Raw genomic sequence first — 20,353 nt, 5'->3', positions numbered from 1 at the left:
CCTCACCAAACCATAAGACCGCTTCCGGCGCTATGCACACCATGGCGAACAAAGCCGATAATCCATGCCATCAGGATAGCGGCAACAAAGCCGTCCAGGCGGTCCATAAGGCCGCCATGGCCGGGAATTAAGTGACTGGAATCCTTGACGCCGAAGCGCCGCTTCACCGCGGATTCGAACAGATCGCCGGCCTGCGATACCACCGACAGGATGGCGCTGACGAGCAGCAGCGGAATAGCTTTGCCGATCCCACAGGCCGCAAACCCGCCCGCCACCGCAAGGCTCGCCATGAAGCCGCCGAGCGCGCCGGACCAGGTCTTCTTCGGGCTGACGCGCGGCCACAGCTTCGGCCCGCCGATGCTGCGCCCCGCGAAATAGCCGCCGATATCTGTCGCCCACACCACCAGCAGCACGAACATCAGCGCCGAGAAGCCGTTGGCGAGATCCTTCCGCACCAGGATCGAGGCCAGCAGCGCCGCCGCTGCGTAGGCAAAGCCGGTCGCCGCCCACACGAACTTGCCGCGCGCGATCAGCATCACGATCACGCCGCCGATGCAGCCAACGATGATTGCGGTCTTGAGCGCGCCGGCGGCCACGCACAAGCCCATCATGGCGATGGCGATCGTCCCTGCCCCGGTCAGCGCGGTCGAGCCCGCACCCACCACCATCAGCCATTCCGCGAACAGTCCGATCGACACCAGGGTGACGAGCAGCGCCCACAGCCAGCCGCCGGCATAGGCCAGCGCAATGGCGAGCGGTGCCAGCACCAGCGCTGCGAGGACCCGCATCACGAGATTGCTCGGGGCAGGCTTTTCGCCCGCCGATGCGGCGTCGGGTTCGCTCACGAGGCGGTTTTCGCGACCAGACCGCCGAAACGGCGCTCGCGCCTGGCGAATTCGGCGATCGCGCCTTCCAGCGCCGCCTTGTCGAAATCGGGCCAGTGGATCGGCACGAACACCAGCTCGCTATAGGCGGCCTGCCACATCAGGAAGTTGGACAGGCGCTGCTCGCCGCTGGTGCGGATGATGAGATCGGGATCGGGAATGTCGGGCGCATCGAGATGCGCGCCCAGCGTCTCGGCGTCGATCGTGCTGGGATCGCGCTTGCCTTCCGCGACCTCGCGCGCAAGCTTCTGCGCCGCCTTCGCGATCTCCTGCCGCGAGCCGTAGTTGAAGGCGACGACGAGCGTCAGGCGCGTGTTGTCGCGCGTCAGCTCCTCGGCCTCGTTCAGAAGCGCACAGATGTCGCTCTCGAGCCCTTCCCGCTCGCCGATGATGCGCACCTTGACGCCATCGCGATGCAGGCTCGCCAGATCGTTGCGGATGAAGCGCCGCAGCAGGCCGAACAGATCGCCGATCTCGCTCGCCGGTCGCGACCAGTTCTCCGACGAGAACGAGAAGATGGTGAGATAGCGGATGCCGAGCTCATGCGAGGCCCGCACCACGCGGCGCAACGCCTCGACGCCGCGGCGATGCCCTTCCGCACGCGGCAGCCGCGCGCGCCGCCCAACGCCCGTTCCATCCATGATGATGGCGACATGCGCAGGCGCGTCGGACCGGTCGGGTCCTTCCGTTGCGGGCGCGGCGGCGTTGGACATGGAGGCAGCCTTAAACAGTCAGGATTTCTTTTTCCTTGGCGGCCAGCAGCTGGTCGATCTCGGTGATGGTGCCGTCGGTCGCCTTCTGCACCTCGTCGGCGTGACGCTTCTGATCGTCCTCCGACATCTCGTGATTCTTCTCGAGCTTCTTGAGAACGTCGAGACCGTCCCGGCGGACATGGCGCGCGGCGACCTTGGCGGCTTCGGCGTATTTGTGCGCGACCTTGACCAGCTCCTTGCGGCGCTCCTCGTTGAGCTCGGGGATGCGCAGGCGCAGCACCTGGCCTTCGGTCGCCGGCGACAGGCCGAGATTGGAATCGACGATCGCCTTCTCCACCGCCTTGACCATCGACTTGTCCCAGACCTGCACCGAGATCAGGCGCGGCTCCGGAACGCTGACGGTGGCGAGCTGGTTGAGCGGCATGTGGCTGCCATAGGCATCGACCTGCACCGGATCGAGCATCGAGGCGGAGGCGCGGCCGGTGCGCAGACCGCCGAGCTCGTGCTTGAGCGACTGGACGGCGCCCTGCATACGGCGCTTCACTTCGTTGAGGTCGAAATTACCCGTGGACATCACGTTTCTCCTTCAAAATCCCGGCGACCTCTCCGCGCCCTTCCTCGGGGCGCGCGAGATGAGCCTCAGCCGGCGACGATGGTTCCGTGGCCGGCGCCGCGCAGAATCGCACCGATCGACCCCGGCTCCGCGATCGAGAACACGATGATAGGCAGCGATGTCTCGCGGGCAAGCGCGAAGGCGGTCGCATCCATCACCTTGTAGCCGCCCTCGATCGCCTGGGAATGCGTCAGCCGTTCGAAACGCGTGGCCGACGGATCCTTCTTGGGGTCGGCCGAGTAGACGCCGTCGACATTGGTCGCCTTCAGCACCGCCTGGGCGCCGATCTCGGCGGCGCGCAGCACTGCTGTCGTGTCGGTGGTGAAGAACGGATTGCCGGTTCCGCCGCCAAGCAGCAGGATCCGGCCCTCGGCGAGATATTTGTGCGCCGCCGCACGGGTGAACAGCTCGGAAACCTCGGGCATGACGAACGCCGAGAGAGCCCGCGCCGGCGCGCCCTTGCGCTCGATCGTGGCTTCGAGCGCGAGGCAGTTCATCATGGTGGCCAGCATACCCATGGTGTCGCCGGTCGGGCGCGACACGCCGCGGGAGGATACCTCGACGCCGCGAAAGATATTGCCGCCGCCGATCACGACCGCGACCTCGGTGCCGAGATGGCGGGCGGCGATCAGATCGTCCGCAACCCGGTCCATGGTCGGCTGATCGATGCCAAAGCCTTGCTGCCCCGCGAGATATTCGCCGGACAGCTTGATCACGACGCGACGATAGACCGGATCAGTCATGAGCACTTTCCTTGTCCGGGCGCCGCTTCCGGCGGCACGCCGGAAGGAACGTTCCGGCGCTTACTTCTTGCCGCTGGCCGCCGCGACCTCGGCTGCGAAGTCGCTTTCCTGCTTCTCGATTCCCTCACCGAGAGCATAGCGCACAAAGCCGGCGATCTTCACAGCGCCGCCGACCTTGCCTTCGGCTTCTTTCACCGCCTGCGCCACCGACTTGCCGGTGTCGTGGATGAAGGCCTGCTCGAGCAGGCAGACTTCCTTGTAGTAGGTCTTGAGGCCGGACTCGACGATCTTCTCGATCACGTTCTCCGGCTTGCCCTGCTGGCGGTACTTGTCGGCGAGCACGTCCTTCTCGCGCTTGACGACCGCCGGATCGAGGCCGGACGGATCGAGCGCCAGCGGGTTGGCGGCGGCGACATGCATCGCGATCTGGCGGCCGAGCGCTGCGAGCTCGTCGGCCTTGCCGGGCGATTCCAGCGCCACGATCACGCCCATCTTGCCGGCGCCGTCGATGACGGCACCGTGGACGTAGTGCGACACCACGCCCTGGCTGACTTCAAGCGCCGCGGCACGGCGCAGCGTCATGTTCTCGCCGATGGTGGCGATCGCGTCATTGATCGCGGCTTCGATGGTGACGTCGCCGACCTTGGCGGCCTTGATCTTCTCGACATCGGCGCCGGCGTCGAAGGCAACCTGGGCGATCATCTTGACCAGGCCCTGGAACTGGCCGTTGCGAGCCACGAAGTCTGTCTCGGAGTTGACCTCGACCACGACGCCCTTGGTGCCCTTGGTGAGCGCGCCGATCAGACCCTCGGCGGCGACGCGGCCGGACTTCTTGGCGGCCTTCGACAGGCCCTTCTTGCGCAGCCAATCCTGCGCCGCTTCCATGTTGCCGTCGTTCTCGGTCAGCGCGGCCTTGCAGTCCATCATGCCCGCGCCGGTGGACTCGCGCAGATCCTTGACCATCGCAGCAGTGATCGTTGCCATCGTTGAAAATCCTTCTTGCCTGCCGGTTTGCCGCGGCGTGGCTCCAATTGCCCCGCCGCGGTCCATCTCAGGAATTCGCGTCAACTGAATGAAATGGTGGCCGGATCCGATCCGGCCAACCGATCGCTCTGATTATTCCGCTTCCGCGGTCAGCGCCTTGGCCTTGGCCACCCAGGCATCCGCGCGGCTCGGCAGACCGACTTCTTCGCCGATCGTGTGCGCGGTGTCGTGGTCGAGCTCGGCGAGCTGCCAGTAGTGGAAGATGCCGAGGTCGTTGAACTTCTTCTCGATCGCACCCGACACGCCCGGGAGTTTCTTGAGGTCGTCGGCCGTGCCGCGCGGACCGGCAAGGCCCTGGAAGCCGCTCGAGGACGGGGCCGGCAGCTCTTCGGCGAGCGGACGGGCGGAGGCGCCGATGTCGATGCCCGAATCGCCCTGGGCGCGCGAGATGCCGTCGATCGCCGCACGCGCGATCAGGTCGCAGTACAGCGAAATGGCGCGGCCGGCGTCGTCATTGCCCGGCACCACATAGGTGATGCCCTTCGGATCCGAATTGGTGTCGACGATCGCGGCGACCGGGATGTTGAGGCGCTGGGCCTCCTGGATCGCGATGTCTTCCTTGTTGGTGTCGATCACGAAGATCAGGTCGGGCAGACCGCCCATGTCCTTGATGCCGCCGAGCGAGCGGTCGAGCTTGTCGCGCTCGCGCTGAAGCGTCAGGCGCTCCTTCTTCGTGTAGGAATTGGCTTCACCGCCCGAGAGCACGTCGTCGAGATGACGCAGACGCTTGATCGAGGCCGAGATCGTCTTCCAGTTGGTCAGCGTGCCGCCGAGCCAGCGCGAATTGACGAAATACTGCGCGCAGCGCTTGGCAGCATCGGCAACGCCGTCCTGCGCCTGGCGCTTGGTGCCGACGAACAGGATGCGGCCGCCCTTGGCAACCGTGTCGCTGACGGCCTGGAGGGCCTGGTGCAGCATCGGCACGGTCTGGGCGAGATCGACGATGTGGATGTTGTTGCGGGTGCCGAAAATGAAGGGAGCCATTTTCGGATTCCAGCGGTGAGACTGGTGACCAAAGTGCACGCCAGCTTCGAGCAGCTGACGCATAGTGAAATCGGGTAGTGCCATCGTTCTAATTCTCCGGTTGGTTCCTCCGGAAACGTGTGAGCAAAACGGAGCGTTCTCGCCCCGGTTGCCACCGGACGGCCTTGTGAGCCATGTTTCCGTGTGAGATGGCGCGCTATATAGCGCCATTTCGGCCAGAAGCAAGGAAATAAGGGCCATTCGGGGGCGGTTTTCGCCCGCCGAAGGCTGTTTCCGTGAGGCCTCCGCCCTGCCCTAAAGCATGATCCGGACCCGGAGGGCCGCGTTAGCGCAAAGTGCGCAGCGGTTTTCCGAAAAGATCATGCTCAAACAACAACCTAAAGCGCGATGACGATCAATCCTAATCTCATCGCGCTTTAGGGCAGGCACGGAGGTGGACCCCCAAGACGGAGTCCCCACTGCGCGCATCTCCAGCTCGGTCCGGGCGAGCCGTCACCGTTTGGAGAGACTGCAATCAGCCCAGAAACGCGTGCAGATGGTGGCTCGTCGCGAGCGTCGCTCCTCGATCGAGGCTCCGGCCGGCATAGTCGCTGAAACTGTAGGGGGAAGACGAGCCATCGGGTGGAGAAATCGTGATGAGGAAGGTCTTGGCTCATGGTTGCGCGACCATTGGACTGTTTTTGCGCTGTTCTCCAGTTTTAGAGAACTGGGATCTCCATCCTCCATGCCATTGACAGGTTTCTCCCGCCTTCTCTAGGAAGCGCGGACGGTGTGTGGGGAGCGGATTCAATATGAGCCACAGTTCAGGGCAGCCTCTAGAACGTGTCACGATTCCGGCACTGCAGCAGTGGAAGGATGAAGGACGTCGTGTCGTGATGACCACCGCCTACGATGCGGTTGCGGCGCGCATCGCGGATCCCATTGTCGATATCATCCTGGTTGGCGATAGCGTTGGAAACGTCTGTCTGGGATTCGACAACACGCTGCCCGTCAGCGTGGCCATGATGAATCATCACCTGGAGGCTGTTGCGCGCACGAGGCCTCGTGCACTGCTTGTGGCCGACATGCCCTTTTTGAGCTTTCATGTCGGTTCTGAGGATACGATTCGCAATGCAGGAGGTTTTCTGCAGCGTGGCGCCGATGCTGTGAAACTCGAGGGGGGTGCCAAACGCGTCGAGATGGTACGCGCCTTGGTCGATTGCGAAATTCCTGTGATGGGACATCTCGGTCTGACCCCGCAGAGCGTCAACGTCATGGGTGGATTCAGGGTGCAGGGAAGGACAACGGATACCGCCTTGCGGCTGCTCGATGACGCGCACCGTCTGCAGGAAGCCGGCTGTTTCGCTTTGGTCCTGGAGGGGATCCCTGCCGAGCTCGCGGCGCGAGCGACCCAATTTCTCACGATACCCACCATCGGAATCGGAGCAGGACCCGATTGCTCGGGCCAAGTGCTCGTGTTCCATGATGTTTTGGGGCTAACCGAAGGCCACCGCCCCAAATTCGTTCGTGCCTATACAAATGGATTCCAGCTGTTCCAGGAGGCGCTATCGCGCTGGGCTGCCGATATTCGCAAAGGTGCATTCCCGGGCTCAGAGGAGTGCTATCGGCTTCCTGATCAGCTTCGCGATGCCATCGCCAATTGGGTGCCCTCCAATTCAATCTGAAGCAAGGTAAGAAATGCAAGTAATTACGAAGCTCATTGAGCTGCGTCGGGCCCTTGCAGACGTCCGCAACGCCGGTAAGCGCATTGGGTTTGTTCCGACGATGGGATACCTGCACGATGGCCACCTGTCCCTGATCTCGGCCAGCCGTGGACACTGCGACGTCACTGTCGTTAGCATCTTCGTCAACCCCACTCAGTTCGGCCCAAATGAGGATCTCAGCAGGTACCCTCGCGACTTCGCGCGCGATGAAGCCTTGTGCCGTAATGCCGGCGTCTCAATCATCTTCGCGCCAGGTGCAGAGGAGATCTATCCGGCTCAGTTCGAGACCTTTGTCGAGCCGGGCGAACTCGCAAAACCGCTCTGCGGAGGTTTCAGGCCTGGACATTTTCGTGGTGTAGCGACTGTCGTCTGCAAACTATTGAACATGGTGCAGCCGGACCTCGCGTACTTTGGACAGAAGGATTTTCAGCAATGCGCCGTGATACGCCGCATGACGGTTGATCTGAATCTTCCGATCGAAATTGTCACCGTGCCGACCGTGCGGGAGCCGGACGGGCTGGCAATGAGCAGTCGCAACCGTTATCTCAGCCGGGAAGAACGCGGTCGGAGCCTTGCGATCAGCCGTGGGTTGTTCGCCGCAGCGCAAGAGTTTGCCTCAGGGGAGCGCGACGCGGCAACGCTGATTGCGCTTGCAACAAAGCATTTGGAATTGATCGATCGATTGCAGTACCTTGAGCTTGTCGACGCTAGGACTCTCAGGATTGCCGAGAGCCCGCTGCGCTATCCGGCGGTGCTCTGTGTCGCAGCGTACGTCGGCTCGACTCGGTTGATCGACAATGTAGTTCTGAGCTAGCCCGTAGCCAGATCGCGCAAGCGGCTGCGCTCAGAAGCAATCGAATCCGATCAGTTGGCGCTGAAATCCTCAAACATCCTGAAAGAGCTCTCGAACGCGATCCGAAACTGCTCCTTTACGTCCTAAACAACTGCCCCACACCCGATCACTTGATGTCGGTTGATCGGCTTTGCCGCTGACAAAGTGGAGCGAGACGGAGCCGCTCCACTCTGCGGAGAGCAGCCAAGCGCGGGTTCGCTTTTCGTATTATGACTTGGGCGGCTCGCTCAGACGTTCCGGGCCATTCTGACTGCTTTGCGCGCTTTCTACGACGTGGCGCAAAGCAATTTCAGAAAGTCGTACAACCAGCTGTTTGAGGCGCGCAATTTCCTGCCTGCAGCGCTCCAGCTCGTACTGTTCGGCCGTCATCACGGATGTTGTGCGACGTTGCCTGCTGCCGAGATGATTCATGTAGCTCCTTTTCCGATTCGACAAACACAGCAGAAAGTCTGAATTGCCCAGTCGGTTCTCTTCGCTGAACGAGGCGTCTCGCCGTCAGATCGGAGTTTCACATGCAGCCGGCGGCGGGCTGGTTTGCTAGCTCATTCCCCTGCAAAGGGCTCGCGCCCAGCTCGCTGATGCGACCGCCCTTCGGCGACGCCATCTCGCTCATGGCTCATGCTCAGTTGCAGTATTGGCTCACAATGTGGCCGCGGAATATGCCGCCTCCGGGTGCGTGTGATCGCTCTGGGCGGAGAGACTGTAACAAAATGGCAATATCGATTAATGCGACGAGCCGCGCTCCCGCGCTCAAATCCTGCATTACGGCGGCACCCCCGATGATTTTTCACACGACGTTCGGGTGCCCGTGTGCCTGGGTCCTTCGGCTAAACCAGGCTTATATGTCCAAAACGCAAGTCGCTACTGAGATCATCCGCCTGCAAGCGGGCATTCCCAAAGGAGGCTCGCTCAAAATCGTGTGCTGCCAATACGTGCGATTAATCAATAGCCACACGCCCACCATGAAATCGCTTCACGATCGCGAGACAACCTCCCCAAGCTGCATAAAGCCGAAGATCGCCAAGAGCGGCTAGGGGGCGACTCACGGGTCACTGATCGTAGGCGCCGGATCTTGGCGCGATTTCGTCGTCAAATACGGGGCGGGCGCTGGTTTTTGGCGTGAAGATAGAGGGGAGCGCAAGCCGATGATCGATGTGATCTTTCCTTCCTATTTTCAGGCCGAAACACACGTCGTAGCAGGGTCGACTCATAGGTCGCATGGAGCAATTGGGGTTCAATCTCCGTGCCGAAGCTTCTCTCCAAACTTTTGACCGAAGAAATCGTCGAGTCCAGCGAGATCGAAGGCGAAAAGCTGGATCGAGATCAGGTCCGCTCATCTATTGCTCGACGTCTCGGTATGGACGCAGGTGGGCTGCCGTCCGCTGACCGAAACGTTGAGGGTGTAGTCGAGATGATGCTCGACGCGACCGAGAAGTACGAACAACCTTTGACGAAGGAAAGGCTGTTCGGTTGGCATGCTTCGCTCTTCCCTGCCGGCTATAGCGGCATGAGCAAGATCAAAGTGGGCGGTTGGCGGGACGATACGTCAGGGCCGATGCAGGTGGTATCTGGTCCAATCGGCAAGCCGAAGGTCCATTATGAAGCTCCGGCCGCCGACAAGCTTGAAAAGGCGATGGAGGACTTCATCGCTTGGTTCAACAACTCTGGCTCGCTTGATCCTGTTCTCAAAGCGGCTGTTGCTCACCTTTGGTTTGTCACCATCCACCCATTCGAGGACGGCAATGGCCGCATTGCACGCGCGATTGCTGACCTTGCGCTGGCCCGATCGGAGCAGAGCAGGCAGCGCTTCTACAGTATGTCGGCCCAGATCCGCAAAGAGCGGAATGGATACTATGACATCCTCGAAGCGACTCAGACGGGTGATCTTGACATCACCGAGTGGTTGGCGTGGTTCTTGGATTGTCTGGATCGTGCGTTTGACGGTGCTGAAGAAATCTTGGGCGGCGTGTTGCGAAAGGCCAGTTTCTGGGAGAAGTTCCGCGAACTGGCGCTCAACGCGCGTCAGCGCAAAGTTCTCAATCGTCTGCTCGATGGTTTCGAAGGAAAGCTTACTTCATCCAAATGGGGTTTGCTGACGAAGGTTTCACAGGCGACGGCCTCCCGCGACATCGACGAATTGGTTGCTCGGGGAGTTCTGAAGAAAGACGCGGCGGGTGGGCGGAGCACAAGCTATTCTCTCGTAGAGGACTAAACGGCCAGGACTGGGCACTGGATAAGGTCGGCCCGGATGCATCGCGGGTCTTTCCCGCGATACAACAGCAAATGGCAGAGCAGTTCAGGTCTTGCACAGTAAAATAGCCCGAGACCGGTTCGAAGCGCTCGTCGAGAAGACCGCCGCGAGCCGCGCGGTCAGTTAACTTTTGTTGTTCTTGCACCGTGTGGGTCCGCTGGCGGCACGAGGCTTTCGTCGATTTCATGGATCTGCGGGAGGATCTTCGATCGCCATACGCGGCCGATAGTGTGCAACTCTTGTCAGTTTCTCCGAAGAGCTCCACATCAAGCATCGTGCAGACGCAGCCTCCGAAATAAGCGTCTGATGAGCCAAACGGAGCTTCTCAATGTTTTCGAAGAGAGCGTTCCTCGGCCGGCGCAGCTTTGCGATTGCCGCCCGACTTTCGTCTCGCTGCCGGCGAGCCTCTGATATAATCGTTGCGGCGCGATCCAAGAGGTCATGTCCTTCATCCCGCGCTTCGGAACAATGGGTCGCACTAAAACAAAGGAGCAAGAAGAGCGCGCGATCAGCTTTGTAACGTGCTCCCGCTCGAGTATGCTCCGAGCCTGACATAAGAATTTGTCCCGCTGCTGCGTTGACGGCCCATTTCCAGCGGCTTCGCCCGCACTTCTTCAGCACGACTGTGAAATGTGCGAACGGCTGATATTCCCGCATGCCACGCCCCCAAGGACTGTTCAGGAGGGCAGTTTATGGGACCGATCTGATCAGGCAAGGTCGACTCTTGCAGAGCGATTTATCGCCCTTGTGGCACCCGTCGGCCATGCCATAGGTGGTTCTTGCCCACTCCACTCAAGGACATCGCGGACCTTCAGATCTTTTGCAAGTCGTTTTGGCGGCACCACCGGAGCCATCCCGCTTAACATGAGTTAATGCCCCAGCTGCCGCAGCTATAAGGCCTATGCTACTGGACGACCGGAAATGCTGCGCGAGTACATCAAGAACCGAGTCGCTCGGCAGCGCGTCAACGATGAAATGATGCAGGGGTATGCTGCGGCGCTCGCGGCAAGCGGCGGCATGATCGGAGGAATTGCTGAAGCTTCCGGTGCCCGTCGTCTGGGCATCCGGAGCCGCCCATAACGTAAGGCCATCACCAGTGGCAGCCTGTGCCGATATTGGGTCTTGTGCAGGTTTTGGACGCCGGCACCAAAATGGCTCCGCAGGCACAATTGACTGGCGTCCAAAAAGTGCCAAGGCACGAAGTCGCGGGGAGTTGGCACCGCCTCCGCCCGGCACGATCATGTGCACGTATGGATGATGGGTGAGCGCCGAGCCCCGGTGTGCAACACGGCCGTAACACCGATCCGTGCGCCGAGGCGCTTGGGATCGGCGGCGATGGCGAGCGTTCTCTCGGCCGCCGCCTTCATCATTAGGTCATAGACCACGCGCTTGTTCTGGTAAGTGATGTCGCGCAACTGCCTCGGCAGCGTGTACACGGCGTGGAAATACGGCACCGGCAACAGCTCCGCTTCGCGCCCGGCCAGCCATTGGCGTGACGCCACAGCCTGGCACTTTGGACAATGACGGTTGCGGCAGGAGTTATAGGCGATCTCCGTATGGCCGCATGCTACGTTCTCGCAGCGTGCGACATGCCCGCCGAGCTCTGCCGTGCGGCAGCGCTCGATGGCACTCATCACCTTCAACTGGTCGAGGCTGACATGCCCGCGATTGGCCTCGCGCCACGCAGGGCCGTGATCTAACAAATGGGTCGCGAAGCTTTGACGGAGCGCGTGACAGAGATGGCGCCTTGCGCAATCCACCGTCTTTGACCGCCTCCTTGAACAGCCGGCTGAACTGACGCGTGGTCAACGGCCGATGTTGACTGCGGCCGGGAAACAGACAGCGCTGTTCCGGCGCGACGCCGGCATCATGCCTGGTCGGTCGCACCTTCCACCATTGTCGCAACAGGTCGAGGACTTCCACCGGCAGCATCACGTTGCGGTCCTCGACTGCACGATACGGATGATCATCTGCGCACTATCGATGTCGCCCGCGCGCAGCGCACCACTTCGCCGGCACGCAGACCGCAGCCATAGGCCAGCGACAGCATCGCCTGCGCCTTGAGCCTCGTCGCCATGGTCAGGACACGCTGACCTCCTCGGGGCTCAGCACCGGCGGTAGCTTCAGCGACTCCTTGATGTGCCAGACCTCGGCCGCCAGATCGTGGCGGCGCAGCGTGACTCGGAACAGGAACCGCAACCCGGTCATGATCCGATTGCGGTTGCAGATGCTGGCACGTATCGGGCGAGCGCCTAAGCAAGGCGGCAAACCGCTTGCAGCTTTGGATGTGACTGCGTTGCGTGTGGGGGTTAACTTGCGCGGAGCCACATCTTCGATCACACGCTGGCGCAGCGGACTGACGGTGTTGGTCTCGCTCATGGGGAGCTCCATTCTGAGAGAGGTTGTCGACACCTCGATTTCTCAGGACGGGGCTCTCCAACGGCTATTGGGATCCTCTCGACCGACTACCGCTCTCTCGGCTCTTGCCGCCGCACAGCGGGCTGGAGCGCAGCGACTTTGTGCTTTGGCCCGAATACGAAGTCTAACGGCAGCCAAATGGTCTGCTTGTCGGGGGTGACCGGAGCAATAACCTCTGCGCTCACGGCCGGTTGTTCAAGGGCGTCCGACGAGCAATGGCAGCACGTCCGCACCGCCCGCCATGAGCGGATTCGACGGCTCAAAATGTTCCCGCAATTCTCGCTTCCGGACGAGTGAGCGCGCATCGAGAAACGCATCCTTCAGGCTGACGGCTTTCCGGAGCGCGACGTTGAAAAAAGCGTCCCCAAAATAGGTCCACTTGGCCTTGTCCTGGCAGCCGAACGACGGATGCTTGTCATCGGCCGCGGTGATGACCAGCACATCGGCAGTCGCCAGGCGCGGGATAAAAACTCCGGAATAACAAGCCGAGATGACCACCACCTTGTGTCGCACACCTGTCCTCGCGAGCATGTCGCGGAGACGAGATGGTGTAAGCGTTTCTGTCAGCTGCCCCGCTTTGATTGCAAGGCCATCAGTAGAGCCATGCGAGGTGAGAATCAAAAAGAGAACATCTTTCTCGGGATCCAAGCGGTTAGCTACCGTCTGCAACGACTTGGTCAGAGCTTCGATCGTTGCATTTCCCCCTTTCTTGGAATTGTACTCCACGTTGATCGGTCCAGTCTCGAAACGGCCGGCCACGACCTGAGCCGCGCCGGTTGCCTCGGATCTAAACACGCCTTGATCCCCATACAGGCCAAAGGACACCACGCCAAGCTTTGCAGCGTCCTCAATAGCATGTACCGGAAGAACCAATGGCCAGATGGTCAGAAAAAAAGCGACGAGCGGCGCGCCAAGCCGCCTGATCGAGGACCTGGAGGTCATCGCGAACCTCGTTTCGAGATCGCCGCTTCAGAACTGCGGCTCAATACAAATAGCGGAAAGCCAGTGGATTTTCATCCTTTCGAATGAAGTGCAAGGTCCGGACATGGCGGACGGCGGCCTTCGATGCGCCTCAAAAAAGGTCAGCTTGTCAGGCAGGCCCGGAAGCCCCGATCCGGCACATTGGGGGCCGAGTCTGACGTTCAGTCGGGGCCGCCCCAATCGAAACCTACGGCGATCCGACGAGTTGATCCGACAAGGCTTCGGGGCTTAGCAACGCGCGAGCCATGCAATGACCTGCTTATCCGCGAAGGATGCTCTCGACCGTGTTGACCATGAGCTCGACGTTTTTGCTCGAGGTCGGCTTCTTCGCGTGGATGGGGATATTCTGATCCCAAACGGAAGCCCACGCCGGTTCGCAAGTCGCAGGGCTGGTGAAGGCGCAGCTCCAGACCTTCGCCTCCTGAGACCAAACAATGAGATGCGCAACATCGCCTGGGCCATGACACCGTCCGACGAAGCCGGCTCCTACTGCGGGTTCAGCGCCTAGGCGATTATCACATGGGCTTGCCGCGGCTTGAATTTGGACAAACGTCAACCAGCCTGATGATAGGAGACTCAAGCCTGCGCCTCCGCCCTTAATTGGCATCGCATCAACAGTGGTCGATCCCATCAGTCCAAAAGGCTGCATCAACTTCGAGTCGAAAAGCGCGAGCTGTCCGTCGTAGATTTCGAATTTCGGTCGCGCGGCGCGGCGATCGACGTCTCTTATTTTGTTGATGTTTTAGGTTTTTGTGCTTCTGGCCGCAATTGAACCTGATGAGGTCCGCAACCGAACTGGCACCCTCCGAACACATTGGCCTGCCGCAGCCGGCCAGCCAATCCGGCGCGCATAGAAGTCCCAGCATGCCCTGCGTAATCGCAGGGCGTCGCATTGGGCTCTGAGCTCTGCCAAGCTTGTCTGTTAAGCCGGAGAGGAGCGACGAGAAAAGCAAAAGCAGGCCGGTTAAGCGAGCTGCCGCAATTGATCCGCGATCGCAGAGATGCTGGGCATAGCACCGTCGTGAAATCGACTGACGCGCAGTCGCGAAGCCTCATACGATCTGATGTACTTGCGTTGCCGCCCAGCAAATGCCCATTATCTTCCTCGATGGAATGAGGGAGATCTCCCAATGCTGGACGGTGTCACGACCGCGCTCCTGCGCACGATCTTGGAGGAGGTTTGCGAGAACGTCTCACCGTATGACGCCGGCGTCCGCGCCTACGTTGCCTCCAAAATCCTGGAGGCCGCCACCAGAGGTGAGACGCGCCCCGATCTGCTTAGACAGATCGGTCGGGAAGCTCTTTCCAAAGCGCCAACGATGTGGCGGTACACCTAGGACCTGGCTTGTCATTGAGGTAAATTTCCAAATCACAGTGCTGAAGATCCTGGCCCGTTCTCTAGGTTCGCGCCGTCGCGCCGCCTGCGGCGTAGCGATCCGGCCAGCTCGCAGAGGTCTGTTGTGGTCGCAAATCGATGGCGGCCTACGTCACCCAAGACGCAGCGTCATCGGATGGAGCATTGTGATGGCGCATCCTTTCGCGCGCAGCGGACGCGAACGCGATCCACGTGTTGAAGCTCATTGTTCATGTCGTGGCTCATAAACCATCCAACCCTTCCCGCCCTTCCGAACGAAGAATCTGTTTTGCGAACAAGCGCCGTCAGTCAATCTTAGCCCCCAGGTCATTGCCTCGATACGTCACGGTAGGCCCATGCAAGCCGCCGCGCCGCATTTGCATATGTGAATCGGTAGGCGGGTTGCTCGCTGCGAGCGGCCAAGCGTTGAAAGAGAGCAGCTCGCGCAAAAGGCAGCGCATCCAAGCCTTCGCACGCATCCTTGCGCGCCACGATACCGGGGAGGCGTTGTGCTCATAACATTCATTCGCAAATGCGGGCGAAGTCAGTCTTCGGCGCCGGAGCGCCGTCAACTCACGCGAGCCGGTGCGCCGTTGCTGTTTACTCCTGTGGGAGCGCCGCAAGTGCCTTTTCGATCACTGTAATTTCTTGACTGATCTGAACGATTGCTTCCTTCGGATCAGTTCCGGTAACGCGGTTCAACTTCTGCAGTAGCTCCCGCCGATGCGTCAGAAGGTTCTCCAGCGCGCTGCGGTTGTTTAGTTTCACATAGCCGTCCACAATCAATCCAATCGAAAGAGACATCGAAACTCTCAAACAAACCTGTTCTCAACGAAGCTGCGTATAGCACATCGGCAGATGATGTTCAGCTCGCCGGGAGAGAATACTGGCGGGCGAGCTTGTTGGCGACAAGCGTCCGCCACCCGCGGCCTGCCGACTATTCCTTGCGCCTTACAAGCGTCCAGCTCTGTTTGAGGGACTACCGGAGCAGAAAATCGGCGCTGGCGAGCGAAAAACGCTGCGGATCGTCGAAATGGAAATGCTAGGAATGATATCATGAGCTGCCATGCCGAACGGTTTCCGCGATGCGACGACAGGCAGCGCGTTAACCAGCGACATCTCGCCTGAATATCTCTTCGTAGACATTGCGACGACGTCAGGAGCGTCCAGGATGCTCGATGAATACTTCGCCCGCATTCGTGCTTACCGCAACAACATCCACCGCTATCGTCGCCTGCTGAAGTCGAACCTGTCGGATGTGGAGCGTCAGTTCATCGAAAAACGCCTCACAGAAGAGCAGATCGCGCTCGAGTCTCTTTCGGCCGAAACCTTCCCGCTCGCGTTTGGCCTTCGGAAAGGGGGCGGACGAGCCGGCGAGCTAGGTGCGGAGCCGCGAACGACGTGCGCGTCCGGAACCCCGGCGGTCTGATCTGCTGACCTGCGTGGGGCGCCGTGGCACCCTAGTTCTACTCAGGGATGCCCAATTTTTCCGACGAAATCGAATTAAAGATCAATATGTTAGTTAGAGTGTCTCTGGGACGCGCACGCGACTCATCGAAGCAAAATGGCCGCGCGAGCGAGCGGCCGTTTGTCCCTGGGACGAGCGGGCTGGCAAGGGAATAGCCTGGCTCAGTAGGTTGAGCGTGCGCCTTCCGCCCGCGTTCAAACAGAACGCCACCGATTGAAGACGTGCAGGGGGCGCGGTAGGCTCGTGCAGGTGGTGATCAGCGGAGTCCTATCATGCCGCAAGGATCTATTCTTCTCGTGCACGGCACTGGTGTTCGCCTTGGCAATTACGAGAAGAGCTTAGAGGTCGCCGAGAAAACGGCCAGCGAGTGCAGCTTGGGACGGAATTTGTTCCCCTGTGCTTGGGGAGACCCCCTCGGGGTTGAATTCGAAGGGCTTTCTCTTCCGGATGTTCCGACCGCGGAAGTCGAGCTCAAGGCGGAAGAGGATCTCGCTCAGTGGATCTGGATCCTAGATGATCCGCTTGTCGAACTTTCCTTGCTCGGAATTCCCGATGGAAGTGCTGCAAATGCAGGCGTTCTGAATCCGGAAGGACCAACGCCGGCCGAGCAAAATCTCGAACAGGTGAGGGCGTACGCTCCCAGCCTGGAGTTCCGGCAATTGCTCGCTCGCGGTGGCCTTGAGGATGTTTGGGAGCCCGCCCGAACCCGGATTTTATCCGATAAGGTCACCGAGCGCGCATTTGAGGCGTCCGAGCATGAACCTCAAGAAGCGTTCCGCGCGCTCGCCCGAGCTTTGGTGGCGCAGCTGCATGTGGAAGCCATCTCTCGCTCGCGCCCCGCTCTGTCCGCCGTTCACCGCGAGAAGCTGGTGCAGCGGCTCTTGATTGACTGGAAGCAACAGGTGTTCGGGATAAGCGACCGATTTCTCAAATTTGTGGCGCGCGCCGGGACGAGATACGTCAGAGATCGTCGCAACGCGCTCAATGCGGTCGCGGCTCTCCCTCTCGGAGACGTCCTGCTTTATCAGACCAACGGAGCCAAGATCCGCTCGTTCATTAAGAGCAAGATTGAGTCCTGTCCTGCGCCAGTGACCATCGTCGCACATAGCCTCGGCGGCATCGCCTGTGTGGATCTGCTGGCTTTAGGCGACATTCCGCAGGTCGATGGTCTCGTGACCCTCGGCTCCCAATCGTCGTTCATGCACGAAATAGGTTCGCTTTCCTCATTGAAACTTGGAGAGAAGCTGCGCGAAGGCTTTCCGAGATGGCTGAATGTCTTCGACAGAAATGATTTTCTGAGTTTCTTCGCCTCGAGAATTTTTCCCAATGCGATCGATTTCGAGGTCGCCTCAGGGCAACCCTTCCCTGAATCTCACAGCGCTTACTTTGGCAACGAAGTCGTCTGGACCAGGATCAGAAGTTTCATCACCGGGCAGGAATAATGAGAGAGATTGTGGCCGTAATCGTTGGAATTGAGAAATATTCCCGTAGCGGAATCGATATCTCCTCGCCGTTTGCTAATGCGATGACTGCTGCTCGCCACCTCTTGGGGATGGGCGCCAAGGCAAAGAACATTCACCTTCTCGTCAATCGGACCTCATCGTCGGACGGGTATAGGGGCGAAGTGGACATCGAGAGACTTCGGGCCGAGGGCGTAACAGTCTTGGAGGAACCGACGAAGGCGGCTATTCTCAATGAACTGGCTTCCGTTCCAGCTGGGATACCGCCGGACTCGCGGCTGTTCTTATACTGGTGCGGACATGGATATGCCGGCGCAGGAGATCGGATCCTTCTCTGCAGCGACTACGATGCTGGGAGATGCGATGACCGAACTTTCAATGCCACACGGAGATTCCGCCGGCTCGGCTCCCATCCGGAATACACTTGTTTCACCGAGCAGATCTTTCTGGTCGACGTCTGCGCAAGGTACAGCGACGTGATTGATCCGGACCAGCTTTCGGTCAGCGGGCAACGGCACGCAAGACAGGTCGCAGCTTTCGCCACACGGGAAGGCGGGTACTCCAGAGGCGGATTTTCTGACGTCGCGCTGGATTGGCTTGGTCGGCAGAAAACCTGGCCTGACACGGGTATTGTGCTCAAGACACTCCTACCTGAGCTGGATAAAGCCAAGCTGAAGCCGTTCACGCTTGATGCCGATGACGAGGCGACGACGATCGCAGGCCGACGGTTCGGCGGATCCTCCGCACGGTCATATCCGCCCCATGTATTGGAGATGCAGGCGTTGCTTGCCAGCGCAAATCTGAGTTCGCAAGCAATCCGCAACTCCTATGAGGCGACCCTTGCAGATTTGAGACTGCCAGTGGAAGGTGATCCCGACCTGGTCCAGATGCTCGCCGAGCTCGCGGAAATGTTGGATGCCGAGGACCTTACGGACATATCGGACGCCTTCCTGCAATTCGTGACGAGGCTCAGTTTCGATCCCGAGGGCGCGCCTCTGAAACGGTGGCTCGAGGAGTTGCCAGCACCTCTCGCGTACCGGCGAAACTCGGTCAGGGAAAGATTAGCCGCCGAAGCAGACGAGAAGCTGCTTATCGTTGAAATTGACGGCAATGAACGCGCAGACCCTTCGCTTCTTTCCGCATTTGCATGCACGCGGGCGGGGAAGTGGCTGAATGTTCCGCCTTTCCAACGGCAGCTAGCGGATTGGGATGAGCTGAGCGCTGCCGTGAACAGCGCGCTCGACTCCATGGTTCAGAAAGGAGTCCAGATCAGCGAGATCCAATTCGTGGTGCGGCCTTTCCTCTTTCATCACGAATTCCACAAAATACCGCGGCCCAACGAGGGCGAACTAGGTGAGCACTACGTCGTGGTGCTGCGCGACAAGTACCGAGCCTATCAAGATCCGCCGCCACAAGCCGTTCTGGCTTACAAGCAGGCAATGGCGAAATGCTCGCCGGACAAGATCAAGCTCGTACAGATTCCGAGCGAAGCAACCAAGCTGCCGCAGATGTTTTCTGGTGATCAAGGCTTCTGCTATGCCGGCTTCATTTGCGGGCCCGATCCTCACGCGGAAACAGGGCGCCGCGATATTCTAAGACGCGTGGTGCTGCGCGGAGTTGGTTACGCCTATTGGCTTCAGAAGGAGCCGGCCTGCGGCGGAGACTGGACGATCGCACTGAAGAAATATCTTCTAGACGCCCTAGCCGGTGTGGGTCAGCTCAAAGACCTTCCAAGCTGGATTCGTAACGGACGGCAGGAATGCAACGAGTTGGCGGTGCACGGGGCCTTGCTATGGGACGATCCTGATTTCAAGCCATTTTTGAAACTCTCATCTCCTTCGCGAACGAGCACATGACACAAGACTGGAAGATATTTACCGGCAAAGACGCAGAACAGACCGACAGGCTCTACGATCTTCCGCCGGCGCCGCCATGGCGGTTCGCTGGCCGCAACAGCCAATTATCGCGTCCCGCGGGGCTGGACTTGGCCTCCGAGAAGAAGAGGGCCGACCCCTTTATTCCCACTGAACCGATGAGGATGGCTGTCAATGCTGCCCTCTATCTTAGGCGCCCGCTGCTCCTTACCGGCAGGCCAGGAACTGGCAAATCGACCCTCATTTCGAAAGTTGCTTACGAACTCCGCCTTGGATCTGTCATCCGTTGGCCGATCTCCTCGAAATCTACAGTGAAGGGCGGGATCTACGAGTATGATGCGGTTGGCCGCCTCCAAGCGAGCAAGACAAAGGATCCGCCTGTGGAGGACTTCCTCCGCCTTGGCCCCTTGGGTACAGCGCTGATGGGCCAGACCTGGCCGCGGCCTCTCCTCATCGATGAGATCGACAAGTCCGATCTGGATTTCGCCAACGACTTGCTGAACGTTATTGAAGAGGGTACCTATGAAATCCCCGAGCTCGTGCGCCTGAAGCCGAAGCCGACGACAGCCCGATCCCGGAAGCGGGGCACGAATGCGCATGAAGTCCGGGTGCGAGACTACTTTGGAGATCTGGTCACGATCGCCGACGGAAGGATCGTGTGCGGCGAATTTCCCTTTGTGGTCATTACTTCGAATGCTGAGCGCGATTTTCCTGCTCCTTTTCTGCGCCGCTGCATCAGATTGAACGTTACCCAGCCCTCCGAGACACAACTGGCTGACATCGTCGAATCACAGCTGGGCAAGTACGAGGATGAGGATCGCACGAATAAGAGACGTCACCTCATCCAGGAATTCGCGGAACGGCTGGCAAAAAATGAGGATCTCGCAACGGACCAGCTGTTGAACGCCATGTTCCTGACGGTCTCGCTAGCCGATGGTACAAGATCCTTCAACAAGGAGGAACTCGAACAACTGAAGCAAAACCTTCTCCGCTCACTCACCGCGAGCTGA

At 59.9% G+C, this 20,353-nt stretch carries 19 protein-coding genes and 1 pseudogene; 9 read left to right on the top strand and 11 right to left on the bottom strand.

Annotated elements, in window-relative coordinates; translation table 11 throughout:
- Positions 1-2: 2 nt before the first annotated feature.
- The 6 genes from FOM02_RS10855 to FOM02_RS10830 form a co-directional block, all read right to left on the bottom strand.
- The gene (locus tag FOM02_RS10855; RefSeq protein ID WP_027559427.1) at positions 3-845 is read right to left on the bottom strand and encodes a phosphatidate cytidylyltransferase; all 843 of its coding nucleotides are present in this window, start codon (positions 843-845) and stop codon (positions 3-5) included.
- Complete coding sequence (locus tag FOM02_RS10850; RefSeq protein WP_265441765.1) at positions 842-1,597, bottom strand: isoprenyl transferase; 756 nt, start codon at positions 1,595-1,597, stop codon at positions 842-844. The genes FOM02_RS10855 and FOM02_RS10850 overlap by 4 nt, the downstream gene beginning before the upstream one ends.
- A gap of 10 nt (positions 1,598-1,607) precedes the next feature.
- Complete coding sequence (frr, locus tag FOM02_RS10845; protein WP_027559429.1) at positions 1,608-2,171, bottom strand: ribosome recycling factor; 564 nt, start codon at positions 2,169-2,171, stop codon at positions 1,608-1,610.
- Positions 2,172-2,236: 65 nt separating this feature from the next.
- A complete protein-coding gene (gene pyrH, locus FOM02_RS10840; RefSeq protein WP_027559430.1) occupies positions 2,237-2,953 on the bottom strand; it encodes a UMP kinase in 717 nt (238 codons plus the stop codon).
- A 60-nt stretch (positions 2,954-3,013) separates the two neighbouring features.
- Positions 3,014-3,937: a translation elongation factor Ts gene (gene tsf, locus FOM02_RS10835; protein ID WP_027559431.1), complete on the bottom strand. Its 924-nt coding sequence runs from the start codon at positions 3,935-3,937 to the stop codon at positions 3,014-3,016.
- Between the two features lie 132 nt (positions 3,938-4,069).
- Positions 4,070-5,065 (bottom strand): 30S ribosomal protein S2, encoded by a 996-nt coding sequence (locus FOM02_RS10830; RefSeq protein WP_027559432.1) that lies wholly within the window; start codon positions 5,063-5,065, stop codon positions 4,070-4,072.
- Positions 5,066-5,772: 707 nt separating this feature from the next.
- Here FOM02_RS10830 and panB point away from each other — a divergent pair.
- The gene (panB, locus tag FOM02_RS10825) at positions 5,773-6,645 is read left to right on the top strand and encodes a 3-methyl-2-oxobutanoate hydroxymethyltransferase (protein ID WP_265441764.1); all 873 of its coding nucleotides are present in this window, start codon (positions 5,773-5,775) and stop codon (positions 6,643-6,645) included.
- Positions 6,646-6,658: 13 nt separating this feature from the next.
- Positions 6,659-7,498: a pantoate--beta-alanine ligase gene (gene panC, locus FOM02_RS10820; protein ID WP_265441763.1), complete on the top strand. Its 840-nt coding sequence runs from the start codon at positions 6,659-6,661 to the stop codon at positions 7,496-7,498.
- A gap of 246 nt (positions 7,499-7,744) precedes the next feature.
- Here the strand turns inward: panC and FOM02_RS10815 are convergent, their stop codons facing one another.
- Entirely contained in the window at positions 7,745-7,948 is a 204-nt protein-coding gene (locus tag FOM02_RS10815) for a hypothetical protein (protein ID WP_084334696.1), read from the bottom strand.
- Between the two features lie 832 nt (positions 7,949-8,780).
- On the opposite strand from FOM02_RS10815, the gene FOM02_RS10810 reads away from it, so the two are divergent.
- Positions 8,781-9,749 (top strand): Fic family protein, encoded by a 969-nt coding sequence (locus FOM02_RS10810; protein ID WP_265441761.1) that lies wholly within the window; start codon positions 8,781-8,783, stop codon positions 9,747-9,749.
- Between the two features lie 960 nt (positions 9,750-10,709).
- Positions 10,710-10,868 (top strand): hypothetical protein, encoded by a 159-nt coding sequence (locus tag FOM02_RS10805; RefSeq protein ID WP_265442302.1) that lies wholly within the window; start codon positions 10,710-10,712, stop codon positions 10,866-10,868.
- Positions 10,869-11,009: 141 nt separating this feature from the next.
- Here the strand turns inward: FOM02_RS10805 and FOM02_RS10800 are convergent.
- From FOM02_RS10800 to FOM02_RS10790, 3 genes and pseudogenes are all read right to left on the bottom strand, one after another.
- Positions 11,010-11,491 (bottom strand): annotated as a pseudogene (locus tag FOM02_RS10800) (transposase zinc-binding domain-containing protein); the annotation flags it as partial.
- Between the two features lie 376 nt (positions 11,492-11,867).
- Entirely contained in the window at positions 11,868-12,167 is a 300-nt protein-coding gene (locus FOM02_RS10795; protein ID WP_265441760.1) for a hypothetical protein, read from the bottom strand.
- A gap of 234 nt (positions 12,168-12,401) precedes the next feature.
- The gene (locus FOM02_RS10790) at positions 12,402-13,148 is read right to left on the bottom strand and encodes a C13 family peptidase (RefSeq protein ID WP_265441759.1); all 747 of its coding nucleotides are present in this window, start codon (positions 13,146-13,148) and stop codon (positions 12,402-12,404) included.
- Positions 13,149-14,317: 1,169 nt separating this feature from the next.
- On the opposite strand from FOM02_RS10790, the gene FOM02_RS10785 reads away from it, so the two are divergent.
- Positions 14,318-14,524, top strand: coding sequence for a hypothetical protein (locus tag FOM02_RS10785; RefSeq protein WP_027562302.1), 207 nt, complete (start codon positions 14,318-14,320; stop codon positions 14,522-14,524).
- A 617-nt stretch (positions 14,525-15,141) separates the two neighbouring features.
- Here FOM02_RS10785 and FOM02_RS10780 read toward each other — a convergent pair.
- Positions 15,142-15,345 (bottom strand): hypothetical protein, encoded by a 204-nt coding sequence (locus FOM02_RS10780; protein WP_265441758.1) that lies wholly within the window; start codon positions 15,343-15,345, stop codon positions 15,142-15,144.
- A 262-nt stretch (positions 15,346-15,607) separates the two neighbouring features.
- Here FOM02_RS10780 and FOM02_RS10775 point away from each other — a divergent pair, with 262 nt between their 5' ends.
- The 4 genes from FOM02_RS10775 to FOM02_RS10760 all read left to right on the top strand — a co-directional run bounded on the left by FOM02_RS10775 (position 15,608) and on the right by FOM02_RS10760 (position 20,353).
- Positions 15,608-15,970: a hypothetical protein gene (locus FOM02_RS10775; RefSeq protein WP_322596961.1), complete on the top strand. Its 363-nt coding sequence runs from the start codon at positions 15,608-15,610 to the stop codon at positions 15,968-15,970.
- Positions 15,971-16,281: 311 nt separating this feature from the next.
- A complete protein-coding gene (locus FOM02_RS10770) occupies positions 16,282-17,451 on the top strand; it encodes a hypothetical protein (protein WP_051378090.1) in 1,170 nt (389 codons plus the stop codon).
- Positions 17,452-17,462: 11 nt separating this feature from the next.
- Entirely contained in the window at positions 17,463-19,325 is a 1,863-nt protein-coding gene (locus tag FOM02_RS10765) for a caspase family protein (RefSeq protein ID WP_265441757.1), read from the top strand.
- Positions 19,322-20,353 carry an AAA family ATPase gene (locus tag FOM02_RS10760; RefSeq protein ID WP_265441756.1) on the top strand — a complete coding sequence of 344 codons (1,032 nt, stop codon included), beginning with the start codon at positions 19,322-19,324 and terminating at the stop codon, positions 20,351-20,353. The genes FOM02_RS10765 and FOM02_RS10760 overlap by 4 nt, the downstream gene beginning before the upstream one ends.

The sequence above is a fragment of the Bradyrhizobium sp. SEMIA genome (genome assembly GCF_014844175.1).
Classification (GTDB): domain Bacteria; phylum Pseudomonadota; class Alphaproteobacteria; order Rhizobiales; family Xanthobacteraceae; genus Bradyrhizobium; species Bradyrhizobium arachidis.
This window is presented reverse-complemented; position numbering and strand designations above follow the sequence as displayed.